A 20,759-nucleotide genomic window follows, 5' to 3' on the forward strand; every position below is an offset into this window, starting at 1 on the left:
TCGTCGTCGCGCGGTTTGGCCGGCCGCATCTTGAACGAGATTCGCAACTTGATGCGATAGGTGATGCCGCCCTTGTCGTCCAGGGCCATGTCCTGCTCGACGACCTCGGCGACGCGGATGTCGTTGAGGCTCTCCTGTGCCCGGCGAACCGCCTCCGCGGCGGCGTTCTCCCACGACGACGGGCTGGTGCCGATCAGGTCGATGACCTTGTAGACGCTCATGCGGTTCAACCTAAATCAGGGAACCGCGCCGCGTCGAGAAAACGCGCTCGCTTGCCTGGTCGTGTCGCCACGGCGGCTTGCGCACCTGCGTATCCGGCCCGCTGATCGTGCGCCCGGGGTCGTGATTCCGGGCGCCGCACAGCCCGAGATGCACTCTTCACGACCACCGCGGTCGGGCCCGACGAGCACAACGACCCCAGCAGTCGCACCGTGACCAGGCGATATGCTGGACCGACAAGCGCCTGGCGCGCCGACACACCCATCGACGCTGCGCTGTCACACGCGTAACACCAGGCACACTAGTAACAACTACGTCGCGTGGAGGGTGTTGCCGTGTACCGAGTGTTTGAAGCGCTGGACGAATTGGGCGGGATCGTCGAAGAGGCCCGCGGCGTGCCGATGACGGCAGGCTGCGTGGTGCCGCGTGGCGACGTGCTGGAACTGATCGACGACATCAAGGACGCGATTCCGGGCGAGCTGGACGACGCCCAGGACGTGCTGGATGCTCGCGACTCGATGCTGCGCGACGCCAAGGAGCACGCCGACTCCATGGTGGCCAACGCCACCAACGAGGCGGAATCGATGATCAACCACGCCCGCGGCGAGGCGGACCGGCTGCTGGCCGACGCCAAGGCGCAGGCGGACCGGATGGTGGCCGAAGCCCGCCAGCACAGCGACCGGATGGTCGGTGAAGCCCGCGACGAAGCCGCCCGTGTCAGCGCCACCGCCAAGCGGGAGTACGAAACCAGCACCGGACGGGCCCAGGCCGAATGCGACCGGCTGGTGGAAAACGGCAATCTCGCGTACGAGAAGGCCGTGCAGGAAGGCATCAAGGAGCAGCAGCGGCTGGTCTCCCAGACCGAGGTGGTGGCGTCCGCCACCGCGGAGGCAACCCGCCTGATCGACTCGGCGCACGCCGAGTCCGACCGGATGCGCGGCGAGTGCGACATCTACGTCGACGCCAAGCTTGCCGAATTCGAGGACTTCCTCAACGGCACGCTGCGTTCGATCAACCGCGGACGCCACCAGCTGCGGACGGCTGCCGGCACCCACGACTACGCCACCCGGTAGGACGACTACGCCGCAGTTCAACACCGCGCTCGCCGTAAGATTGCCGGTATGGCGAGGCGAGCGGGCGTGACACACCGACCCTCCGACTCGCCGCTCGTCATCAACATCTCCCGGCTGGGCCGGCGCCCCGGCTCGATGTTCTCGCTGCAGAACCAGGTGACCAGCCCGTCGCGCATCGGCTTGGACCTGGTGGCGATCGAGCCGGAAGCCGTCTTGGAGTTGGATCTGCGGGTGGAATCGGTGTCCGAGGGTGTGCTGGTGACCGGAACGGTGGCCGCCCCGACGGTCGGCGAATGCGTGCGCTGTCTGGCACCCGTCACCGGCAGCGTCGAAGTCCAGCTGACCGAGCTGTTCGCCTACCCGGACAGCGCCACCGACGAGACCACCGAAGAGGACGAGATGTCCCGGGTCGTCGAGGACACCGTGAATCTCGAGCAGCCGCTGATCGACGCCGTCGGGCTGGAGTTGCCGCTCTCGCCGTTGTGCACACCGGACTGCCCGGGGTTGTGTCCGCAGTGTGGTGTCCCGCTGGCCACCGCCGAGCCCGGCCACCAGCACGACCAGATCGACCCGCGCTGGGCCAAGCTGGCCGGGCTGCTCCCGACCGAGGAGCCGCCGAGGTGAACCGGCAGCCGCTGCTCGATGTGCTCGGTGTGGACCTGCCCGACGAAGTGCTGACCCTGGCGTTGACCCACCGCGGCTACGCCTACGAGAACGGCGGGCTGCCGACCAACGAACGTCTGGAGTTCCTCGGCGACGCCGTCCTGGGATTGGCCGTCACCGACGCGCTGTATCACCGTCATCCGGACCTGCCGGAAAGCGAGCTGGCCAAAATGAAGTCCAGCGTGGTGAACACCAACGCGTTGGCCGATGTGGCCCGCGGCCTGACCCCCGACGGTTTGGGCGCCTACCTACTGTTGGGCCGCAGTGAGGTGATGACCGGCGGCTCCGACAAATCCAGCATTCTGGCCGACGGGATGGAATCGCTGCTGGGCGCGGTGTACCTGAACCACGGAATGGAAGTCGCCCGCGGCGTGATCCTGCGGCTGTTCGCTGATCTGTTGGATGCCGCGCCCACCCTGGGGGCTGGGTTGGACTGGAAAACCAGCCTCCAGGAGCTGACGGCAACCCTGGGTCTGGGCCGACCGTCGTATGTGGTGACTTCCAGCGGCCCCAGCCACGACCCGGAATTCACCGCGGTGGCCGTGGTGAATGACGCCGAATACGGCAGCGGGGTGGGCGGCACCAAGAAGGAAGCCGAGCAGAAGGCGGCCTCCGCGGCGTGGAATGCGCTGAACGTGCCCGACGACGCCTGATGCCCGAACTGCCCGAAGTCGAGGTGGTGCGTCGCGGCCTGCAGGTTCTGGCTGGCCGCACCATCACCGCCGTCCGCGTTCATCACCCCCGCGCGGTGCGCCGACACGAGGCCGGTCCGGCCGACCTGACGGCGCGCTTGCTCGGTGCCCACATCCACGGCACCGACCGGCGCGGCAAGTACCTGTGGCTGGTTCTCGACGACGATCAGGCGCTGGTCGTACACCTGGGCATGAGCGGGCAGATGCTGCTCAGCACCAACGGCGCGGCACCGCGGTCACCGCATTTGCGCATCGGCGCGCTGCTCGACGACGGCACCGCGCTCAGCTTCGTCGACCAGCGCACCTTCGGCGGCTGGCTGCTGGCCGACCTGGTCACCGTGGACGGCAGCGTGGTCCCCGAGCCGGTCGCGCACCTGGCCCGCGACCCGCTGGACCCGCTATTCGACGCCGCCGCGGTTGTCGAGACGTTGCGGCGCAAGCATTCCGAGATCAAACGCCAACTGCTGGATCAAAGCGTGGTGTCCGGGATCGGCAACATCTACGCCGACGAGGCACTCTGGCGTGCCGAGCTGCACGGCGCGAGGATCGCGGCCAAGCTGACTCGGCGCCAGTTGCATGCGGTGCTGGACGCCGCCGCCGAGGTGATGCGCGACGCGCTGGCTGCCGGCGGCACGTCGTTCGACACGCTGTACGTCAACGTCAACGGCCAGTCCGGCTACTTCGACCGGTCGTTGGATGCCTACGGCCGCGAAGGTGAGCCGTGCCGACGCTGCGGATCGGTGATGCGCCGGGAGAAGTTCATGAACCGCTCGTCGTTCTTCTGTCCGAGATGTCAGCCCCGCCCGCGGGGGTGAAAATGCCGGGCGAGCAGACACGGAATCGCACGATTCCGCGGCAATGAGTGCGATTCTGTGTCTGCTCGCGCGGGGGACTGGCGCCCAGCAGGTAGAAATGTCGTCATGACCGAACTGTGGGTGGAACGCACCGGAGTCCGCCGCTACACCGGGCACAGCTCGCGCGGCGCGCAGGTCCTCATCGGCTCTGAGCATGTCGACGGCGTGTTCACCCCCGGCGAACTGCTCAAGATCGCACTCGCCGCCTGCAGCGGGATGGCCAGCGACGCCCCGCTGGCCCGCCGTCTCGGCGACGACTACGCCGCGACCGTGCGGGTATCCGGGCAGGCCGACCGCGAGCAGGAGCGCTACCCGCTGCTGACCGAAACCCTGGAGTTGGACCTGTCCGAGCTCAGCGACGCCGACAAGCAACGGCTGCTGGTGGTCGTGCAGCGGGCCGTCGACCAGGTGTGCACCGTGGGCCGCACCCTCAAGTCCGGCACCGAGGTCACCTTCGCCATCGCCGAGCATGACCGCGCCTGACGTCCGTCTGACCGCCTGGGTGCACGGCCACGTCCAGGGCGTGGGCTTTCGCTGGTGGACTCGGTCCCGGGCGCTGGAGTTGGGGCTGACCGGGTACGCCGCCAATCGCCCCGACGGACGGGTGCAGGTCGTGGCGCAGGGGCCGCGGGAGAACTGTCAACGGCTCCTCGATCTGTTGCAGGGCGGGACCACTCCGGGCCGGGTCGACACCGTCGTCGCGGACTGGAACGAGGCCGGGGACGCGATCGCCGGCTTCGTGGAGAGGTAGCCGGGCGGTCAGGTCGCCAACCGGTAGTCTCACACGTCGTGCACCTCAAGAGTCTGACGCTGAAGGGCTTCAAGTCCTTCGCGTCGCCGACGACTCTGCGCTTCGAGCCCGGCATCACCGCCGTGGTCGGGCCCAACGGCTCCGGAAAGTCGAATGTCGTCGATGCGCTGGCCTGGGTGATGGGCGAGCAGGGCGCCAAGACGCTGCGCGGCGGCAAGATGGAAGACGTCATCTTCGCCGGCACCAGCTCGCGCGCACCGTTGGGCCGCGCCGAGGTCACCGTCACCATCGACAACTCCGACAATGCGCTGCCGATCGATTACGCCGAAGTGGCCATCACCCGGCGAATGTTCCGCGACGGCGGCAGCGAATACGAAATCAACGGCAACAGTTGCCGTTTGATGGACGTGCAAGAGCTGCTGTCCGACTCCGGCATCGGTCGTGAGATGCACGTCATCGTCGGACAGGGCAAGCTCGCCGAGATCCTCGAATCGCGTCCCGAAGACCGTCGGGCGTTCATCGAGGAAGCCGCCGGTGTGCTCAAGCACCGCAAGCGCAAGGAAAAGGCGGTCCGCAAGCTCGACGCGATGTCGGCGAACCTGGCCCGGCTGTCCGACCTGACGACCGAGCTGCGCCGCCAGCTCAAGCCGTTGGGGCGCCAGGCCGAGGTGGCTCGCCGCGCCCAGACCATCCAGGCCGACCTGCGTGACGCCCGGCTGCGGCTGGCCGCCGACGACCTGGTCACCCGCCAGGCCGAATTCACCGGCACCAACGATGCCGAGGCGACGCTGCGCCGCGAACACGACGAGGCGGCCGCCCGGTTGGCGGTGGCCGCCGGGGAACTGGCTGCGCACGAGAGCGCGGTGAACAGCCTCTCCGAGCGTGCCGAGGCCGCCCAGCAGACCTGGTTTCGGCTCTCCGCGCTGGCCGAGCGGGTCAGTGCCACGGTGCGCATCGCCGCCGAACGTGCCCAGCACCTCGACGAGGAGCCGCCCAGCACCGGCGGCGCCGACCCGGAAGCGCTGGAAGCCGAGGCCGACGAGGTCGCCGCCCGCGAGCAGCAGCTGCTGGCCGAACTGGAAGCCGCCCAGCAGCGACTGGAGGGTGCCCGCGCCGAGCTCGCCGAACGGCAGCGCATCGCCGCCGAGGCCGAAAAAGCCCACCTGGCGGCCGTCCGCGCCGAGGCGGACCGCCGCGAAGGGCTGGCCCGGCTGGCCGGCCAGGTGGAAACCATGCGAGCCCGGGTCGAATCCACCGACGAGGCCGTGGCCCGGCTGTCGGCACGCATCGAGGAGGCCGCGACCCGCGCCCAGGTCGCCCAGGTCGAGTTCGAAACCGTGCAGGGCCGCGTCGGCGAGCTGGATCAGGGCGAGGCCGGCCTCGACGAGCAGCACGAGCGGACCGTGGCCGCGGTGCGGCTGGCCGACGAGCGGGTCGCCGAACTGCAATCCGCGGAGCGCGGCGCCGAGCGCCAGATGGCGTCGCTGCGGGCCCGCATCGACGCGCTGTCGATGAGTCTGGAACGCAAAGACGGCGCGGCCTGGCTCGCTGATAACCACAGTGGTGCAGGGCTTTTCGGATCAGTCGCCAAGATGGTCAAAGTCCGCTCGGGTTACGAGGCGGCGCTGGCCGCGGTCCTGGGCGCCGCGGCCGATGCCCTGGCCGCGGATAGCTTCGGCTCGGCCGCCGCCGCGGTGCGTGCGCTCAAGGATGGGGACGGCGGCCGGGTGGCGATCGTGCTGGGGGACTGGCCGGGCTCCGCGCAGCTACCCACTGATGCGCTGCCCGACGGCGCGGTTTGGGCGCTGGAGCTCGTCGACGTTCCCGAGCGGCTGCGCGGCGCGTTGACCGCCATGCTGGCGCACGTCGCGGTGGTGCCGCAGCTGTCGGCCGCGCTGGAGTTGGTGGCTGCCCGGCCGACGTTGCGGGCGGTCACCGTCGACGGCGATCTGGTCGGCTCCGGATGGGTGAGCGGCGGCTCGGATCGCAAGCCGTCGACCCTGGAGATCACCAGCGAGATCGAAAAAGCGCGCGTCGAACTGGTGGACGCCGACGCGCAGGCGTCCCAGCTGGCCGCCGCACTGTCCGGGGCGCTGGCCGAGCAGTCCGCCCGCCACGATGCCGCCGAGCATGCGCTGGCAGCCCTCAACGAATCCGACGCCGCCATCTCGGCGATGTATGAGCAGCTGGGCCGACTGGGCCAGGAGGCGCGCGCCGCCGACGCGGAATGGCGCCGGCAACTGCGGCAGCGTGAAGAACTCGAGACCGGTCGCGCCCAAACCGTCACCGAGCTCACCGACCTGGAGACCCGGCTGCACAACGCCGAGGCCAATCCACAGGTGATCGAGGACGGGCCGGTCAACCGCGAACAGATCACGGCCGCCGCCGAGGCCGCCCGCAGCGTGGAGGTGGAGGCCCGACTGGCCGTCCGCACCGCCGAAGAACGCGCCAACGCCGTACGCGGCCGCGCCGATTCGCTGCGTCGGGCCGCCGCCGCCGAACGCGAGGCCCGGCTGCGTGCGCAACGCGCGCGGGCCGCCCGCGAACACGCCGCCGCCGTCGCCGCCGCGGTCGCCGATTCCGGACGGCTGCTCGCGCAGCGACTCGCGCAGGTAGTGACCGCCGCCTCGCAGGCCCGCGACGCGCTGGCCGCCGAACGCCAGCAACGCACGGTCGCGATGGCCGCAGTCCGCGACGAGGTGACCGCCCTCAACACCCGCATCGGCACGCTGACCGAGGCGCTGCACCGCGACGAGGTGGCCAAAGCGCAAGCCGCACTGCGGATCGAGCAGCTCGAACAGATGGTGCTCGAGCAGTTCGGAATGGCGCCGGCCGACCTGATCGCCGAATACGGCCCCGACACCGCGCTGCCGCCCACCGAGCTGGAGCTGGCCGAATACGAGCAGGCCCGCGAACGCGGGGAGCAAGTGACCGCGCCTGCCCCGATGCCGTTCGACCGGCCCACCCAGGAACGGCGTGCCAAACGCGCCGAACGCGAGCTGGCCGAGCTGGGCCGGGTCAACCCGCTGGCGTTGGAGGAGTTCGCCGCGCTGGAGGAACGCTACAACTTCCTGTCCACCCAGCTCGAGGACGTCAAGGCCGCTCGCAAAGACCTGCTCGACGTGGTCGCCGAGGTCGACGCCCGCATCCTGCAGGTCTTCGCCGAGGCCTACGCCGACGTCGAGCGCGAGTTCACCGAGGTGTTCGCCGCCCTGTTCCCGGGCGGCGAGGGCCGGCTGCTGCTGACCAACCCCGCCGACATGCTGACCACCGGTATCGAGGTGGAAGCCCGGCCCCCGGGCAAGAAGATCAAGCGGCTGTCGCTGCTGTCGGGCGGAGAGAAGTCGCTGACCGCGGTGGCGATGCTGGTGGCGATCTTCCGGGCCCGCCCGTCGCCGTTCTACATCATGGACGAGGTCGAGGCGGCTCTGGACGACACCAACCTGCGCCGCCTGTTGGCGCTGTTCGAGATGCTGCGCGCACGTTCCCAGCTGATCGTCATCACCCACCAGAAACCGACGATGGAAGTCGCCGACGCGCTTTACGGCGTGACCATGCAGGGCGACGGCATCACCGCGGTGATCTCGCAGCGGATCCGCGGCCAGGAGCTGGTCGCCAGCCCCGGCTAACCGTTGTTCGTGTCCCTGAAACAATGGCGTGGTGTCTGAGGGTCTCTGGATTGCTTTAGCGGTTGTCGCCGCACTGGTCGTCGTCACCGCGCTGGTTCTGGGCCTGCTCAGGTTCCGTCGGCGTCGGATCCGCCTTTCTGGACCAAGCCAGGAAAGCCTCGATCGTTCGGGGGGCTATACCGCGTCGTCGGGCATCACCTTCAGCCAAAGCGCCCCGCCGGTGCAGCCGGCCCAGCGCATCGACACCGCTGGGCTGCCCGCCGTCGGCGACGACGCCACCATCCCGCGCGACGCTCCCAAACGCACCATCACCGACGTCGAACTGCCCGAGGCCGATGCCGCGGTGGCTCCGCCGCCAGCGCCCGAGGTGGCCGCGCCGCCCGCTCTCGAGGTCGAGACCATCGCACCCGTCGAGGGCCGGCTGGAACGCCTGCGCGGCAGGCTCGCCAAATCCCAGAACGCGCTGGGGCGCAGCATGCTCGGCCTGCTCGGTGGCGGAGACCTCGACGAAGCGTCCTGGGAGGAAGTCGAGGACACCCTGCTGATCGCCGACTTGGGCACGGTGGTCACCGCGTCGGTGGTGTCACAGCTGCGCAGCCGGCTGGCCAGCCAGGACGTTCGTACCGAGGCCGACGCCCGGCTGGTGCTGCGCGAGGTACTGATCACCGAACTGCAACCCGGTCTGGACCGTTCGGTACGCGCGCTGCCGCACGACGATCACCCGTCGGTGCTGCTGGTGGTCGGGGTCAACGGCACCGGCAAGACCACCACCGTCGGCAAGCTGGCGCGGGTGCTGGTGGCCGACGGTCGACGTGTCGTACTCGGCGCGGCCGACACCTTCCGGGCCGCGGCCGCCGACCAGCTGCAGACCTGGGCGGCGCGGGTCGGCGCCGACGTGGTGCGCGGCGCCGAGGGTGCCGACCCTGCCTCGGTGGCCTTCGACGCCGTCGGCGAGGGCATCACCACCGGGGCCGACGTGGTGCTCGTCGACACCGCCGGGCGCCTGCACACCAAGACCGGCCTGATGGACGAACTGGGCAAGGTCAAGCGGGTGGTGAGCCGGCGCGCCGCCGTCGACGAGGTGCTGCTGGTGCTGGACGCCACCGTCGGTCAGAACGGTTTGGCGCAGGCGAAGGTGTTCGCCGAGGTCGTCGACATCACCGGGGTGGTGTTGACGAAGCTGGACGGAACCGCCAAGGGCGGGATCGTGTTCCGGGTCCAGCAGGAGCTGGGCGTTCCGGTGAAGCTGGTCGGCCTGGGCGAGGGACCCGACGACCTGGCCCCGTTCGAGCCGGCCGCGTTTGTGGACGCGCTGCTCGGGTGAGCCCGCTGACGGTGCCGACTGTGTAGGTTGTGGCGCGAGTCAGCCCGAATATTCGACCGCAACCCACACGCCCGACGGGAAGGATCGACACGATGAAGCTGGTGACCGCGATCATCAAGCCGTTCGCTCTGGCCGGCGTCAAAGCCGAGCTGGCCCAGCTCGGCATCCTCGGTATGACGGTCAGCGACGTTCGCGGCTTCGGCCGCCAGCAGGGACTCACCGAGGAGTACGGCGCCCCCGACGAGATGGTGGATTTCGTGGCCAAGATCCGGGTGGAGGTCGTGGTCGAGGACACCGCCGCCGACGAGGTCGTCGACGCCATCGTGCAGGCCGCGCGGACCGGCAAGATCGGCGACGGCAAGGTGTGGGTCAGCCCCGTCGAGACAGTGGTGCGGGTTCGCACCGGTGAACGCGGACCAGACGCCGTCTGAGATCCGGCGCCCCCGCCGTCGCCCCGGCTTCAGGCGGGCGCTGTGAGCAGGTTGTCACATAGCTGCAACGATGCGGCGTTGGAGCGGAAACAACCACTGCGCATTGTTTGACCAGCTTGGTCCCTGCATCGGGCGGCTGCGTCGGCGAGGAGGTCTGCGAACGTGGATCGGTTTCCGACGATGGGGGTGCCCGACACCGGGGATACCGCCTGGATGCTGACCAGCGCCGCGCTGGTGCTGTTGATGACGCCCGGGCTGGCCTTCTTCTACGGCGGGATGGTGCGCGCCAGAGGTGTGCTGAACATGATCATGATGAGCGTCAGCGCGATGGGCGTGGTGACCGTCTTGTGGGCGCTCTACGGCTACTCGCTGGCCTTCGGTGATGACGTCGGGAACCTGGCCGGCCGGCCCGGCGACTACTGGGGGCTGCGCGGCCTGATCGGGGTCAACGGGGTTGCCGGCGATCCGGGCAGCAGCGCCCCGCCGGTTGAGATTCCGTTGGTCGGCACCGTGCCGCACACCGTTTTCGTCGGGTTTCAGCTGATGTTCGCGATCATCACGGTCGCGTTGATCTCCGGAGCGGTGGCCGACCGGCTGAAGTTCGGCAGCTGGCTGCTTTTCGCGGCACTGTGGGTCAGCGTCGTCTATTTCCCGGTCGCACACTGGGTCTTCGCATTCGACAAGGCTGCGTCCGCGCACGGCGGCTGGATCGCCAACAAGCTGCATGCCGTCGACTTCGCGGGTGGCACCGCGGTACACATCAACGCCGGCACCGCCGCGTTGGTGCTGGCGGTCATCGCCGGCAAACGCACCGGGTGGCCCACCGCGATGCGACCGCACAATCTGCCGTTGGTGATGCTCGGTGCTGCCCTGCTGTGGTTCGGCTGGTACGGGTTCAATGCCGGCTCGGCGGTCAGCGCCAACGGCGTTGCCGGATCAACCTTCATCACCACCACGGTCGCGACAGCCGCCGCGATGCTGGGCTGGCTGCTGGCCGAGCGGATCAGGGACGGACACGCCACGTCCCTGGGCGCGGCATCAGGAATCGTGGCCGGACTGGTTGCGATCACCCCGTCGTGCGCCTCGGTCAACGTCGTCGGGGCGCTGGTGATCGGCGTAGTCGCCGGCGTCGCGTGTGCCTTCGCCGTCGGGCTGAAATACCGGTTCGGCTTTGACGATTCGCTTGATGTCGTCGGGGTGCACCTGATCGGGGGGCTGGTCGGCACCATCCTGGTGGGTTTCGTGGCGGCGCCCGCGACCGCGGCGATCGCCGGGGTATCCGGGGTGTCGCCCGGCTTGTTCTACGGCGGCGGCATGCATCAGCTGGGGCGCCAGGTCATCGGGGCGCTGAGTGTCGCGGCCTATTCGGCTGTCGGCACCGCTGTCGTGGCACTGATCGTCAAATACACCGTCGGACTGCGGTTGGGAGCCGAGGCCGAAGCCTCGGGCATCGACGAAGCCCAGCACGCCGAAGGCGCCTACGAGTTCGTGGTTGCCGGCGGTCCGGCGCCCGCCCGCTCGATCGAAGAGAGAAGAGGAAATGAAGCTGATCACCGCGATCGTCAAGCCGTTCACGCTGGAGGACATCAAGACCGGTCTGGAGCAAGCGGGACAGCTGGGCATGACGGTCAGTCAAGTTCAGGGGTATGGACGACAGAAGGGGCACACCGAAATCTATCGGGGGGCTGAGTATTCGGTTGATTTCGTGCCCAAGGTGCGGGTGGAGGTGCTGGTCGACGACTTCGCGGTCGACAAGATTCTCGACGTGATCGTCCGAGCGGCGCACACCGGCAAGATCGGCGACGGCAAAGTGTGGGTCAGCCCGGTCGAAACGGTGATGCGGGTGCGCACCGGAGAGCGTGGGGCTGACGCCCTATGACATCGGGTGTGAGCAGCGATGATGCAAGACGACCCGGACTCGACCGCACAGCCAGAACCAGGTGCGTGCACCGCGGCTGATCTGACCCTAGCGCGTGCCGAGTTGCGTTCCACTACAAAGGATCATCTGGATGCAGCGGCGCTGCGCGAAGCGTGGTGGAAGCTGCATGAGTCGTGGCTCGTCGCCAAGGCAGAAGAGATCGGCATCGTCGCCGACAGCGGCTTTGCCATCGTCGCCACCGGTTCGTTGGGCCGTCGTGAGTTGCTTCCCTACTCCGACCTGGACCTGCTGCTCCTCCATGACGACAAGCCCGCCGAATCGGTGGAACACGTTGCGGAGCGGTTGTGGTATCCGCTGTGGGACGCCAACATTCGGATCGACCACAGTGTGCGTACCGTCACCCAAGCCCTTGAGCTCGCCACCGTGGATATGCTTACCGACCTCGGCATGCTGGATGCGCGGCACATCGCCGGTGATGAGCGGTTATCGACCCAACTTGTCGGCGGCATGCGGCACCAGTGGCGGTACGGAATCTTGTCCCGCTACGGCGCACTCGTCGAGGCCACGCATTCCCGATGGCAGCGAAGCGGCGAGATCGCGCATTGCGTCGAACCCGATGTGAAATGCGGTCGCGGCGGCCTGCGCGACGTTCAGCTGCTCAACGCGCTGGCCGTCGCCCATCTCACCGACCGCGCGACAGTGGGCGATCCGAGTGGCTCGGTGAGCGTGGCCTACCGCACGCTGCTTGATATCCGTACCGAACTGCAGCGTGTGTCCGGTCGTGGCTATGACCTGTTGCTGGCGCAGTACGCCGACGAGATCGGCGCCGCACTGCGTATCGGGGATCGATTCGACGTGGCGCGCCTCCTTTCCGATTCGGCCCGCACCATCAGCTACTGGGTCGACGCCGGGTTGCGGATCGCCGCGAACGCGCTGCCGCGGCGTGGCATCGCCGCTGTGCGGCCGCGGTTGCGGCGGCCGCTCGACGAGGGGGTGGTGGAATACGCCGGCGAGGTTGTGCTGGCACGCGACGTCCGACCCGACCGCGATCCGGGTCTGGTGGTGCGGGTGGCGGCCGCGTCGGCGATCACCGGGGTACCCATCGCGGCGGCCACGCTGAGCCGGCTCGCTGACGAAGCGCCCCGGCCATGTGCGCCCTGGCCCCGTGATGCCCGCAACGACCTCTGGGTGCTGCTGGCGGCCGGCCCTTCGACGGTGGCAACCATTGAAGCCCTTGACCGCAGCGGGCTGTGGGGCCGGCTGTTCCCGGAATGGGACGCGATCCGCGATCTACCGCCCCGTGACGCCGTACACATCTGGACGGTGGATCGTCACCTCGTCGAGGCAGTCGTCCAGGCCAGCGCGTTCACCACTCGGGTCGCCCGTCCCGACCTGCTGGTCCTCGCGGCGTTGCTGCACGATATCGGCAAAGGGCGCGGCGGCGACCACAGCGTGATCGGGGCCGAGCTGGCCACCGAGATCGGCACCCGGCTGGGCATGTGGCCCTCCGATGTGGCGATGCTGTCCACGCTGGTCCGACATCACCTGCTGCTGTCGAAGGTCGCATCCCGACGCGATTTGAACGACCCGGATGTCATCGCCGGTGTTGCCGCGGCGCTGGACGGGGATGTGGTGCTGCTGGAGGTGCTGCATGCGTTGACCGAGGCCGACGCACGGGCCACCGGCCCCGCGGTGTGGAGCGACTGGAAGGCCTCGTTGGTCGCTGAGCTGGTTCGGCGCTGCCGGCTGAGCATGGCCGGTGAGCCATTGTTGCACGCCGACCCGATTGACGACGACCATCTCTCGCTGGCAGCAGGGCGTGAGGTGCGTGTCGCATTGCGTCCCGACGCCGGCGGGCGCACCTACCGCGCCGTCATGGTCGCCCCCGATCAGCGCGGCCTGCTGTCGAAGGCTGCCGGCGTGCTGGCCCTGAATTCGCTGCGCGTGCACGCGGCGACGATCAACGCCCGTCAGGGGATGGTGATCAACGAGTTTGTGGTGTCCCCGCATTTCGGGGCGCCGCCGGCCGCCGAGCTCGTCTGCCAGCAGTTCCGTCGGGCGCTCGCACACGACATCGACGTCGTCGCCGAGGTGGAACGTCGCCACAACGGCGAGGGATACCGCGCGCCGATCGGTCAGATTCCCACCGGAGTGCCTGGTCACGGCACGACCGCCCCGCCGCGAATACGGTGGTTCGACGGCGGACCCGGCCAAACGATCATCGAGATCCGTGCCACCGATCGTGCCGGCCTGCTCGCGCGGCTGACCGGTGTGCTGGAACGCGCTGGAGCGGACATCGTCTGGGCGAAAGTCACCACGCTGGGCTCGACGGTCGACGACGTGTTTTGTGTGGTGCTGCCGATCTCCGAGTCCGGCCGGACGACGATCGAGAAACGCCTGCTCGACGCGTTAGAGCCTCCCGGCGTCGCGGATCACGGTCGCGAATAGTCAGCGAAGGGGGCCCTAGCCTTGGCGGTGACCCGCTGCGCCCGGCTCCGCCGCGCTTGCGATCACCGGTTTTTGGCGGTGACCCGCTGCGCCCGGCTCCGCCGCGCTTGCGATCACCGGTTTTTGGCGGTGACCCGCTGCGCCCGGCTCCGCCGCGCTTGCGATCACCGCTCCACTAGGCTGGCTGAGTGTTTGAATCACTGTCCGACCGGTTGACCGGCGCCCTTCAGGGGCTGCGCAGCAAGGGTCGGCTGACCGACGCCGACATCGACGCCACCGCGCGCGAAATCCGGCTGGCGCTGCTGGAAGCCGACGTCTCGCTGCCGGTGGTGCGCGAGTTCATCGGCCGGATCAAAGACCGCGCCAAGGGCGCAGAGGTGTCCGGTGCCCTCAACCCGGCTCAGCAGGTCGTCAAGATCGTCAACGAGGAGCTGATCGGCATCCTCGGCGGTCAGACCCGCCAGCTCGCATTCGCCAAGACCCCGCCGACCGTGATCATGCTGGCCGGCCTGCAAGGTGCCGGTAAGACCACGCTGGCCGGCAAGCTGGCGGTCTGGCTGCGCGGCCAGGGACACACCCCGCTGCTCGTGGCGTGCGACCTGCAGCGGCCCGGCGCGGTCACTCAGCTGCAAATCGTGGGGGAACGGGCCGGTGTCGAGGTGTTCGCGCCGCACCCGGGCGCGAACTCCGATGGTTCCTCCGACGCCGGAGCCGGCGACCCGGTAGCGGTCGCGGCGGGCGGTCTGGCCGAAGCCAAGGCCAAACATTTCGACGTGGTCATCGTCGACACCGCCGGCCGGCTGGGCATCGACGAGGAGATGATGGCGCAGGCCGCCGCCATCCGCTCGGCGGTGGACCCCGACGAGGTGCTGTTCGTCCTGGACGCGATGGTCGGTCAGGACGCGGTGGCCACCGCCGACGCGTTCCGCGAAGGTGTCGGCTTCACCGGGGTGGTGCTGACCAAGCTGGACGGCGACGCCCGCGGTGGTGCGGCGCTGTCGGTTCGCGAAGTCACCGGTGTCCCCATCCTGTTCGCCTCTACCGGCGAGAAGCTGGAAGACCTCGATGTCTTCCACCCCGACCGGATGGCCAGCCGCATCCTGGGCATGGGCGATGTGCTGAGCCTGATCGAGCAGGCCGAGCAGGTATTCGATGCCGAGCAGGCCGAGGTCGCCGCCGCCAAGATCGGCTCCGGTGAGCTGACGCTGGAGGACTTCCTCGAGCAGATGCTGGCGATCCGCAAGATGGGCCCGATCGGCAACCTGTTGGGGATGCTGCCCGGTGCCGGCCAGATGAAGGAGGCGCTCGCCGCCGTCGACGACAGCCATCTCGACCGCCTGCAGGCCATCATCCGCGGCATGACGCCGCAGGAGCGGGCCGACCCGAAGATCATCAACGCCTCCCGGCGGCTGCGCATCGCCAACGGATCCGGGGTCACGGTCGCCGAGGTCAACCAGCTGGTCGACCGGTTCTTCGAAGCCCGCAAGATGATGTCGTCGATGATGGGCGGTATGGGCATGCCGTTCGGCCGCAAAAGCGCCACCCGTAAAGCGGCAAAAGCCAAGGGCGGCAAAGGCAAGAAGGGCGGCAAGAGGCGGGGGCCGACACCGCCGAAGATGCGCGGCATGCCGGCCGGGTTCCCGGACCTGTCACAGATGCCTGCCGGGTTGGACGAGCTGCCGCCGGGGCTGGCCGACTTCGATCTGTCCAAGCTGAAGTTCCCGGGCCAGCCGTAGGTGGCGCTTCACCTCCGGGGCCGCACGCTGCCCGACGAGGCCCCGGCTGAGTACTGGATCGTCGACGGGCGGCTGCGCACCGACGCCGTGCCCGGCGCCGAGACCGTGTTCGACGGCGGCTGGATCCTGCCCGGTCTGGTTGACGCGCACTGCCACATCGGCATCGGCCCTGGCGGGCCCGTCACCGCGGAGGAAGCCGTCGCCCAGGCAGAAACTGAACGGCGCGCTGGTGTCTTGCTGGTGCGTGACGCGGGCTCACCCATCGACACCCGCGGCTTCGATGAGCGCGAGGACCTGCCGCAAATCATCCGGGCCGGCCGGCATTTGGCGCGGACCAAGCGTTACATTCCCGGCTTGCCGATCGACGTCGACGACGAGGAGCAGTTGCCCACCGTGGTGGCCGAGCAGGCGCGCCGCGGCGACGGCTGGGTCAAACTGGTCGGCGACTGGATCGACCGAAGTATCGGCGATCTGGCACCGCTGTGGTCCGACGACGTACTCCGGGCCGCGATCGAAGCCGCGCACCGGCACGGCGCCCGGGTCACCGCGCACGTGTTCGGAGAGGATGCGCTGCCGGGGCTGATCAACGCCGGCATCGACTGCATCGAACACGGCACCGGCATCACCGACGACATCATCGCGCTGATGCTTTCTCACGGCACCGCGCTGGTGCCGACGCTGATCAACATCGACAACTTCCCGGGCATCGCCGACTCGGCGGCCAGATACCCGATCTATGCCGCACACATGCGTGCCCTCTACGACAGTTCGCGCGCGCGGTTGGGCGCGGCGCGGGCGGCCGGGATACCGATCTATGCCGGCACCGACGCCGGCGGCATGGTCGCTCACGGCCGGATCGCCGACGAAGTGGCCGCGCTGGGCGGGATCGGCATGAGCGCTACCGATGCGCTGGGCGCGGCCTGTTGGGATGCGCGCCGCTGGCTGGGGCGGCCCGGACTGGAGCCCGGGGCGCCCGCCGATGTGTTGTGCTTTGCGGCGGATCCACGGACCGGCCCCGACGCGCTGCGCAGGCCCGACCTGGTGATCCTGCGTGGACGTGTGTTTGGACGACAGGCGGCCGCGACGGGCAGCCCTTAGGATTCAACGCATGTGGCTTTCCAGCGGCGCTGAATTCGCTGGCTACACGATCGATCGGATGCTGGGCTTCGGCGCCACCGGCGAGGTGTACCTGGTTCAGCGCGCCGGTCTGGTGCGCCACGACGTCCTGAAAGTGCTTTCGGTGGCGCTCAGTGCCGACCCGGAGTTTCGTGAGAGATTCACCGGCGAGGCAGAACTCGCGACGACCCTGCACCACCCGCACATCGTGGAAGCCCACCAGCGCGGTGAGTTCGAGGGCAGGCTGTGGACGGCGATGGATTACGTCGACGGCGAGACTGCGGCAACGGTGGTGGCCCAGCGTCACGCAGCCGGTATGCCCGTGGGGCAGGCGGTCGGCATCATCGCGGCCGTCGCGGGGGCGCTCGACTACGCCCACCGGCGCGGCATCCTGCATCGTGGGGTCAGACCCACCAACATCCTGCTCCCTGAACCCGACGGGGGAAAGCAGCGAGTCCTGTTGGGAGACTTCGGGATCGTCCGCAATGGAGTGGATGACTACGCCGCGCCCGAACAGATCAAGGGCCTGGCCGTCGACGAGCGCACCGATCAGTACGGGCTGGCCGCCACCGCGTATTTCCTGCTCTCCGGGATTGCGCCGGGTGCGCGGCTGGGTGCGATACCGCGGCTGGGCGACCGCCGCCCCGAACTCGCCGCGCTCGATGACGTGCTGGTCACCGCCTTGGCCGAGAATCCCGATCAGCGGTTCGGCCGGTGCAGCGCATTCGCCGCCGCACTCAGCGAGCGGGCCCAGGCCTGCGCCGGGGGCTACGGGCCCACCATCCCGGTCGTCGACTATCCCGACTACCCCGACGATGGACAGCCCCGATCAGCCTCTTCGCCCGGAAGATCCGCCCTGCTGCGAAAGTGGCCGGTCGCGTTGGCCGCGGTGCTGGTTGCAGCGGGTCTGGGCGGCGGCGTCTGGATCGGCCGCAGCACCTCGTCGAGCACGCAGGTCGCCGACCCCACCACCGCTGCGCCGGTCCCGGTCGCGGTCCCGCCCACCACGACCAGCGTCGCTGCCGCCGTGCCGGATCAACTGCTCGACGGGACCTTCCAGATCGACGTCAACCGTGCCCTGCAGACCTACAACGACAACCCGGCCCCGCAGCCGCCCAACGTATCCACCTGGTGGGCCCTGCGTTCGCGATGCACGGCGTCGGCGTGCCTGGCCGGCGGTGTTCAGCTGGACGACGAGGACCATCAGCAGCTCAGTGCGGGTCCGGCCATCAAGTCGCTGGTACTCGACTTCCATTCCGGAGCTTGGCAATCCCGGCCGCAGACCGTGCGGTTCGCCTGCATCGGGAAAGACGGATCGACCCTCGAACAGAGCACCACCCAGGTGCTGGTGCTGCGCCCGCAGGCCAGCGGCCCGCTGCGCGGCGAGATGACGGTGATCGTCGAATCCGACGAGTGTGGTCAGCAGGGCGGCAAGTTCTCGATTCCGGCGGTCGCCGGACGAACCGGTCCGGTGCCGCCGGACGTGACCGTCCCGCTGCCGGATCGGTGAGCGAACGCCGCTACAAGCTGCCGACGCCGGCCTGCGAGCCCTGCGCGAAGCCCCAGTCCAGCAGTGTCCCGGCCTGATCCCAGTACGACGGGCCACCCTCACGGATGAGGCCGTACATCATCGCGACCACCAGGCGACGGCCGTCACGGGCGGCGCCGCCGACGAACGTCTTGCGGGCGGCGTTGGTGAAACCGGTTTTGCCGCCGATCGCTCCCGGGTAACGCTGCAGCAGTTCGTCAGCGTTGACGATCACCTTGTCCCCGGCATCGGTGGGGAACGTCGCCGACGGGGTGGCAGTGATCTCGGCGAACACCGGGTTGGCCAGCGCCGCGCGGAAGATGACCGCCAGGTCGTGCGGGGTGGTCCACCCCGAACCTGCGGGCCCGTCCAGGCCGGATGGGCTGGCCGCGTGGGTGTTGGTCGCGCCGACCGCGGCCGCTTTGGCGTTCATCTTGGCCACCGCGGTGTCGACACCGCCGAGCATCTCCGCCAACGTGGTGGCGGCGTCATTGCCGGAAACCAGCAGCGTGGCGTCGAGCAGCTGGCGTGCGGTGTAGCTGCGGCCGGCTTTGACGCCCACGCAGCTGCACTCGACCCCGGTGTCAGCGGGGGTGGCGACCACGGTGGAATCCAGGCTCAGTTCGTCGAGCGCGACCAGCGCCAACAACACTTTGATGGTGCTGGCCGGCGGGGTCGCGGCATAGCCGTTGCTGTCGGCGAGCACCTGCCCGGTGTCGAGGTCGGCGACCAGCCAATTCGGCGCCGGACCGTCCGGGATCGGCAGTGATCCTGCTGGCTGGGAGACGTCGGCGACCGCGGCGGGGGAGGACAGACTGAACGCGGCCGCCGCGGCAACCGTCAGACACGCGATGAACTTGCGCATAGCGGCCCAGCCTAACTGCGCGGATCGAGTCGTGTTCAATCAAGGAATGTTGAGTCTGGCCGAGATCTCCGACCGCCTGGAGATCCAGCAACTGCTGGTCGATTACTCCACCGCCATCGACCGCCGCCGCTTTGATGACCTCGACCAGGTGTTCACCGACGACGCCTACATTGACTATCGCGCCATGGGCGGCATCGACGGCCAGTATCCGCAGGTCAAGGCTTGGCTGAGCCAGGTGCTGCCGAACTTCCCCGCCTACGCCCACCAGCTGGGCAACTTCGACGTGCGCATCGACGGGGACACCGCATCGTCGCGGACGCTGTGCTTCAACCCGATGGTGCTCGGCGGCGAGCAGCAGCAGCAGGTGCTGTTCTGCGGCTTGTGGTACGACGACGAGTTCGTCCGCACCGCCGCCGGTTGGCGGATGACGCGGCGCGTCGAGACCAAATGCTTCGACCGCATCGTGTGACGTCTCCGCGCCAGCAGTCCCCCAGTACAAGTGCCCTCATTCGCGGCGAATACGGCACCGTTGCGTCTCGCCCGAAAATGGGCCCAACATCCGGCGAGCGTGCGGTTTGGTACGCAGTGAGCGGCGTGTTGGGTACCAATCCGCACACTCGGTCAACTTTTCATCCTCCACCACGGGGCGACGCCCCCCCTGGATAGCTGTTCGCGCAAGGTGCGACCGGTGATTTCCGCCGATCGGCTGTGCTCTGGCACAATGGGCGATCGCACACGCGAGGCAAAACCGGACCGGGCATCCCGCCCAGGTCGCTGAATTGCAGCGTGCCAGCACAGGAGTGAATTCATGGCAGTCAAGATCAAGCTGACTCGGCTTGGCAAGATCCGCAACCCCCAGTACCGCATCACCATCGCCGACGCGCGCACGCGCCGCGACGGGCGTGCGATCGAGGTCATCGGCCGCTACCACCCCAAGGAAGAGCCGAGCCTGATCGAGGTCAACTCCGAGCGGGCCCAGTACTGGTTGTCGGTAGGCGCGCAGCCGACCGAGCCGGTCCTCAAGCTGCTGAAGATCACCGGTGACTGGCAGAAGTTCAAGGGCCTGCCCGGCGCCGAGGGCACCCTGAAGGTCAAGCCGGCCAAGCCCAGCAAGCTGGAGCTGTTCAACGCCGCGCTGGCTGAGGCTGAGGGTGGGCCCACCACCGAGGCCGCCACGCCCAAGAAGAAGAAGGCCCCCGCCAAGAAGGCTGACGAGGCCAAGGCCGAGGAGCCCAAGGCTGACGAGGCCGCGGCTGAGGCTCCGGCCGAGGGCGGCGAGCAGGCTGCGGACGAGAGCTGACGGCAGCGATGAGCACCGTCGTTGTTGACGCCGTCGAGCACCTGGTCCGTGGGATCGTCGACAATCCCGACGATGTCCGGGTCGATTTGGTGACCAACCGGCGCGGCCGGACCGTGGAAGTGCACGTTCACCCCGATGACCTGGGAAAGGTGATCGGCCGCGGCGGACGCACAGCGACCGCGTTGCGCACGCTGGTCACCGGGATCGGTGGCCGCGGTATCCGCGTCGACGTGGTGGACACCGACCGATAG

20 protein-coding genes are annotated in these 20,759 nt (G+C 68.9%); 18 read left to right on the top strand and 2 right to left on the bottom strand.

Annotated elements, in window-relative coordinates:
- The coding region (locus tag AC5Y36_RS09030) for a dodecin family protein (protein ID WP_500040541.1) at nucleotides 1–221 on the bottom strand (221 nt) is incomplete at its 3' end.
- Nucleotides 222–554: 333 nt separating this feature from the next.
- Between AC5Y36_RS09030 and sepIVA the strand changes: the two genes are divergently transcribed.
- The 15 genes from sepIVA (at nucleotide 555) to AC5Y36_RS09105 (ending at nucleotide 18,325) form a co-directional block, all read left to right on the top strand.
- Nucleotides 555–1,292 (top strand): cell division protein SepIVA, encoded by a 738-nt coding sequence (sepIVA, locus tag AC5Y36_RS09035; protein WP_500040542.1) that lies wholly within the window; start codon nucleotides 555–557, stop codon nucleotides 1,290–1,292.
- Nucleotides 1,293–1,340: 48 nt separating this feature from the next.
- The gene (locus AC5Y36_RS09040) at nucleotides 1,341–1,916 is read left to right on the top strand and encodes a YceD family protein (RefSeq protein ID WP_500040543.1); all 576 of its coding nucleotides are present in this window, start codon (nucleotides 1,341–1,343) and stop codon (nucleotides 1,914–1,916) included.
- On the top strand, nucleotides 1,913–2,608 hold the full coding sequence (gene rnc, locus AC5Y36_RS09045) for a ribonuclease III (protein WP_500040544.1): 696 nt from the start codon (nucleotides 1,913–1,915) through the stop codon (nucleotides 2,606–2,608). The genes AC5Y36_RS09040 and rnc overlap by 4 nt, the downstream gene beginning before the upstream one ends.
- Complete coding sequence (gene mutM, locus AC5Y36_RS09050) at nucleotides 2,608–3,462, top strand: bifunctional DNA-formamidopyrimidine glycosylase/DNA-(apurinic or apyrimidinic site) lyase (RefSeq protein WP_500040545.1); 855 nt, start codon at nucleotides 2,608–2,610, stop codon at nucleotides 3,460–3,462. Before rnc ends, mutM begins: the two co-directional genes overlap by 1 nt.
- A 105-nt stretch (nucleotides 3,463–3,567) precedes the next feature.
- A complete protein-coding gene (locus tag AC5Y36_RS09055) occupies nucleotides 3,568–3,984 on the top strand; it encodes an OsmC family protein (RefSeq protein WP_500040546.1) in 417 nt (138 codons plus the stop codon).
- Entirely contained in the window at nucleotides 3,971–4,252 is a 282-nt protein-coding gene (locus tag AC5Y36_RS09060) for an acylphosphatase (RefSeq protein WP_500040547.1), read from the top strand. Before AC5Y36_RS09055 ends, AC5Y36_RS09060 begins: the two co-directional genes overlap by 14 nt.
- Nucleotides 4,253–4,290: 38 nt before the next feature.
- Nucleotides 4,291–7,881, top strand: a complete 3,591-nt coding sequence (smc, locus tag AC5Y36_RS09065; protein WP_500040548.1) for a chromosome segregation protein SMC — start codon at nucleotides 4,291–4,293, stop codon at nucleotides 7,879–7,881.
- Nucleotides 7,882–7,912: 31 nt separating this feature from the next.
- The gene (ftsY, locus tag AC5Y36_RS09070; protein WP_500040549.1) at nucleotides 7,913–9,205 is read left to right on the top strand and encodes a signal recognition particle-docking protein FtsY; all 1,293 of its coding nucleotides are present in this window, start codon (nucleotides 7,913–7,915) and stop codon (nucleotides 9,203–9,205) included.
- A gap of 92 nt (nucleotides 9,206–9,297) precedes the next feature.
- On the top strand, nucleotides 9,298–9,636 hold the full coding sequence (locus AC5Y36_RS09075) for a P-II family nitrogen regulator (protein WP_500040550.1): 339 nt from the start codon (nucleotides 9,298–9,300) through the stop codon (nucleotides 9,634–9,636).
- A gap of 180 nt (nucleotides 9,637–9,816) precedes the next feature.
- The gene (locus AC5Y36_RS09080) at nucleotides 9,817–11,325 is read left to right on the top strand and encodes an ammonium transporter (protein WP_500040695.1); all 1,509 of its coding nucleotides are present in this window, start codon (nucleotides 9,817–9,819) and stop codon (nucleotides 11,323–11,325) included.
- A complete protein-coding gene (locus AC5Y36_RS09085; RefSeq protein WP_500040696.1) occupies nucleotides 11,234–11,515 on the top strand; it encodes a P-II family nitrogen regulator in 282 nt (93 codons plus the stop codon). The genes AC5Y36_RS09080 and AC5Y36_RS09085 overlap by 92 nt, the downstream gene beginning before the upstream one ends.
- 18 nt (nucleotides 11,516–11,533) lie before the next feature.
- The gene (locus tag AC5Y36_RS09090; protein ID WP_500040551.1) at nucleotides 11,534–13,963 is read left to right on the top strand and encodes a [protein-PII] uridylyltransferase; all 2,430 of its coding nucleotides are present in this window, start codon (nucleotides 11,534–11,536) and stop codon (nucleotides 13,961–13,963) included.
- A gap of 188 nt (nucleotides 13,964–14,151) precedes the next feature.
- The gene (ffh, locus tag AC5Y36_RS09095; protein WP_500040552.1) at nucleotides 14,152–15,699 is read left to right on the top strand and encodes a signal recognition particle protein; all 1,548 of its coding nucleotides are present in this window, start codon (nucleotides 14,152–14,154) and stop codon (nucleotides 15,697–15,699) included.
- Nucleotides 15,700–16,797, top strand: a complete 1,098-nt coding sequence (locus tag AC5Y36_RS09100) for an amidohydrolase family protein (protein WP_500040553.1) — start codon at nucleotides 15,700–15,702, stop codon at nucleotides 16,795–16,797.
- A 10-nt stretch (nucleotides 16,798–16,807) separates the two neighbouring features.
- Nucleotides 16,808–18,325: a serine/threonine-protein kinase gene (locus AC5Y36_RS09105; RefSeq protein ID WP_500040554.1), complete on the top strand. Its 1,518-nt coding sequence runs from the start codon at nucleotides 16,808–16,810 to the stop codon at nucleotides 18,323–18,325.
- 10 nt (nucleotides 18,326–18,335) lie between these two features.
- Here the strand turns inward: AC5Y36_RS09105 and AC5Y36_RS09110 are convergent, their stop codons facing one another.
- Nucleotides 18,336–19,208: a D-alanyl-D-alanine carboxypeptidase family protein gene (locus AC5Y36_RS09110; RefSeq protein ID WP_500040555.1), complete on the bottom strand. Its 873-nt coding sequence runs from the start codon at nucleotides 19,206–19,208 to the stop codon at nucleotides 18,336–18,338.
- A gap of 46 nt (nucleotides 19,209–19,254) precedes the next feature.
- Here AC5Y36_RS09110 and AC5Y36_RS09115 point away from each other — a divergent pair, with 46 nt between their 5' ends.
- From AC5Y36_RS09115 to AC5Y36_RS09125, 3 genes are all read left to right on the top strand, one after another.
- The gene (locus tag AC5Y36_RS09115) at nucleotides 19,255–19,677 is read left to right on the top strand and encodes a nuclear transport factor 2 family protein (protein ID WP_500040556.1); all 423 of its coding nucleotides are present in this window, start codon (nucleotides 19,255–19,257) and stop codon (nucleotides 19,675–19,677) included.
- Between the two features lie 339 nt (nucleotides 19,678–20,016).
- On the top strand, nucleotides 20,017–20,508 hold the full coding sequence (gene rpsP / locus AC5Y36_RS09120) for a 30S ribosomal protein S16 (protein ID WP_500040557.1): 492 nt from the start codon (nucleotides 20,017–20,019) through the stop codon (nucleotides 20,506–20,508).
- 8 nt (nucleotides 20,509–20,516) lie between these two features.
- Nucleotides 20,517–20,759, top strand: coding sequence for an RNA-binding protein (locus tag AC5Y36_RS09125; RefSeq protein WP_500040558.1), 243 nt, complete (start codon nucleotides 20,517–20,519; stop codon nucleotides 20,757–20,759).

Source organism: Mycobacterium sp. NGS50, assembly GCF_059812545.1.

What these genes read in the sequence shown, in the direction of transcription:
- AC5Y36_RS09040 (WP_500040543.1), top strand. Translation starts at nt 1,341, where the DNA reads ATGGCGAGGCGAGCGGGCGTGACACACCGACCCTCCGACTCGCCGCTC.
- mutM (WP_500040545.1), top strand. Translation starts at nt 2,608, where the DNA reads ATGCCCGAACTGCCCGAAGTCGAGGTGGTGCGTCGCGGCCTGCAGGTT.
- AC5Y36_RS09055 (WP_500040546.1), top strand. Translation starts at nt 3,568, where the DNA reads ATGACCGAACTGTGGGTGGAACGCACCGGAGTCCGCCGCTACACCGGG.
- AC5Y36_RS09060 (WP_500040547.1), top strand. Translation starts at nt 3,971, where the DNA reads ATGACCGCGCCTGACGTCCGTCTGACCGCCTGGGTGCACGGCCACGTC.
- AC5Y36_RS09075 (WP_500040550.1), top strand. Translation starts at nt 9,298, where the DNA reads ATGAAGCTGGTGACCGCGATCATCAAGCCGTTCGCTCTGGCCGGCGTC.
- AC5Y36_RS09080 (WP_500040695.1), top strand. Translation starts at nt 9,817, where the DNA reads ATGGGGGTGCCCGACACCGGGGATACCGCCTGGATGCTGACCAGCGCC.
- AC5Y36_RS09090 (WP_500040551.1), top strand. Translation starts at nt 11,534, where the DNA reads ATGATGCAAGACGACCCGGACTCGACCGCACAGCCAGAACCAGGTGCG.
- AC5Y36_RS09105 (WP_500040554.1), top strand. Translation starts at nt 16,808, where the DNA reads ATGTGGCTTTCCAGCGGCGCTGAATTCGCTGGCTACACGATCGATCGG.
- AC5Y36_RS09110 (WP_500040555.1), bottom strand. Translation starts at nt 19,208, where the DNA reads ATGCGCAAGTTCATCGCGTGTCTGACGGTTGCCGCGGCGGCCGCGTTC.
- AC5Y36_RS09115 (WP_500040556.1), top strand. Translation starts at nt 19,255, where the DNA reads ATGTTGAGTCTGGCCGAGATCTCCGACCGCCTGGAGATCCAGCAACTG.
- rpsP (WP_500040557.1), top strand. Translation starts at nt 20,017, where the DNA reads ATGGCAGTCAAGATCAAGCTGACTCGGCTTGGCAAGATCCGCAACCCC.
- AC5Y36_RS09125 (WP_500040558.1), top strand. Translation starts at nt 20,517, where the DNA reads ATGAGCACCGTCGTTGTTGACGCCGTCGAGCACCTGGTCCGTGGGATC.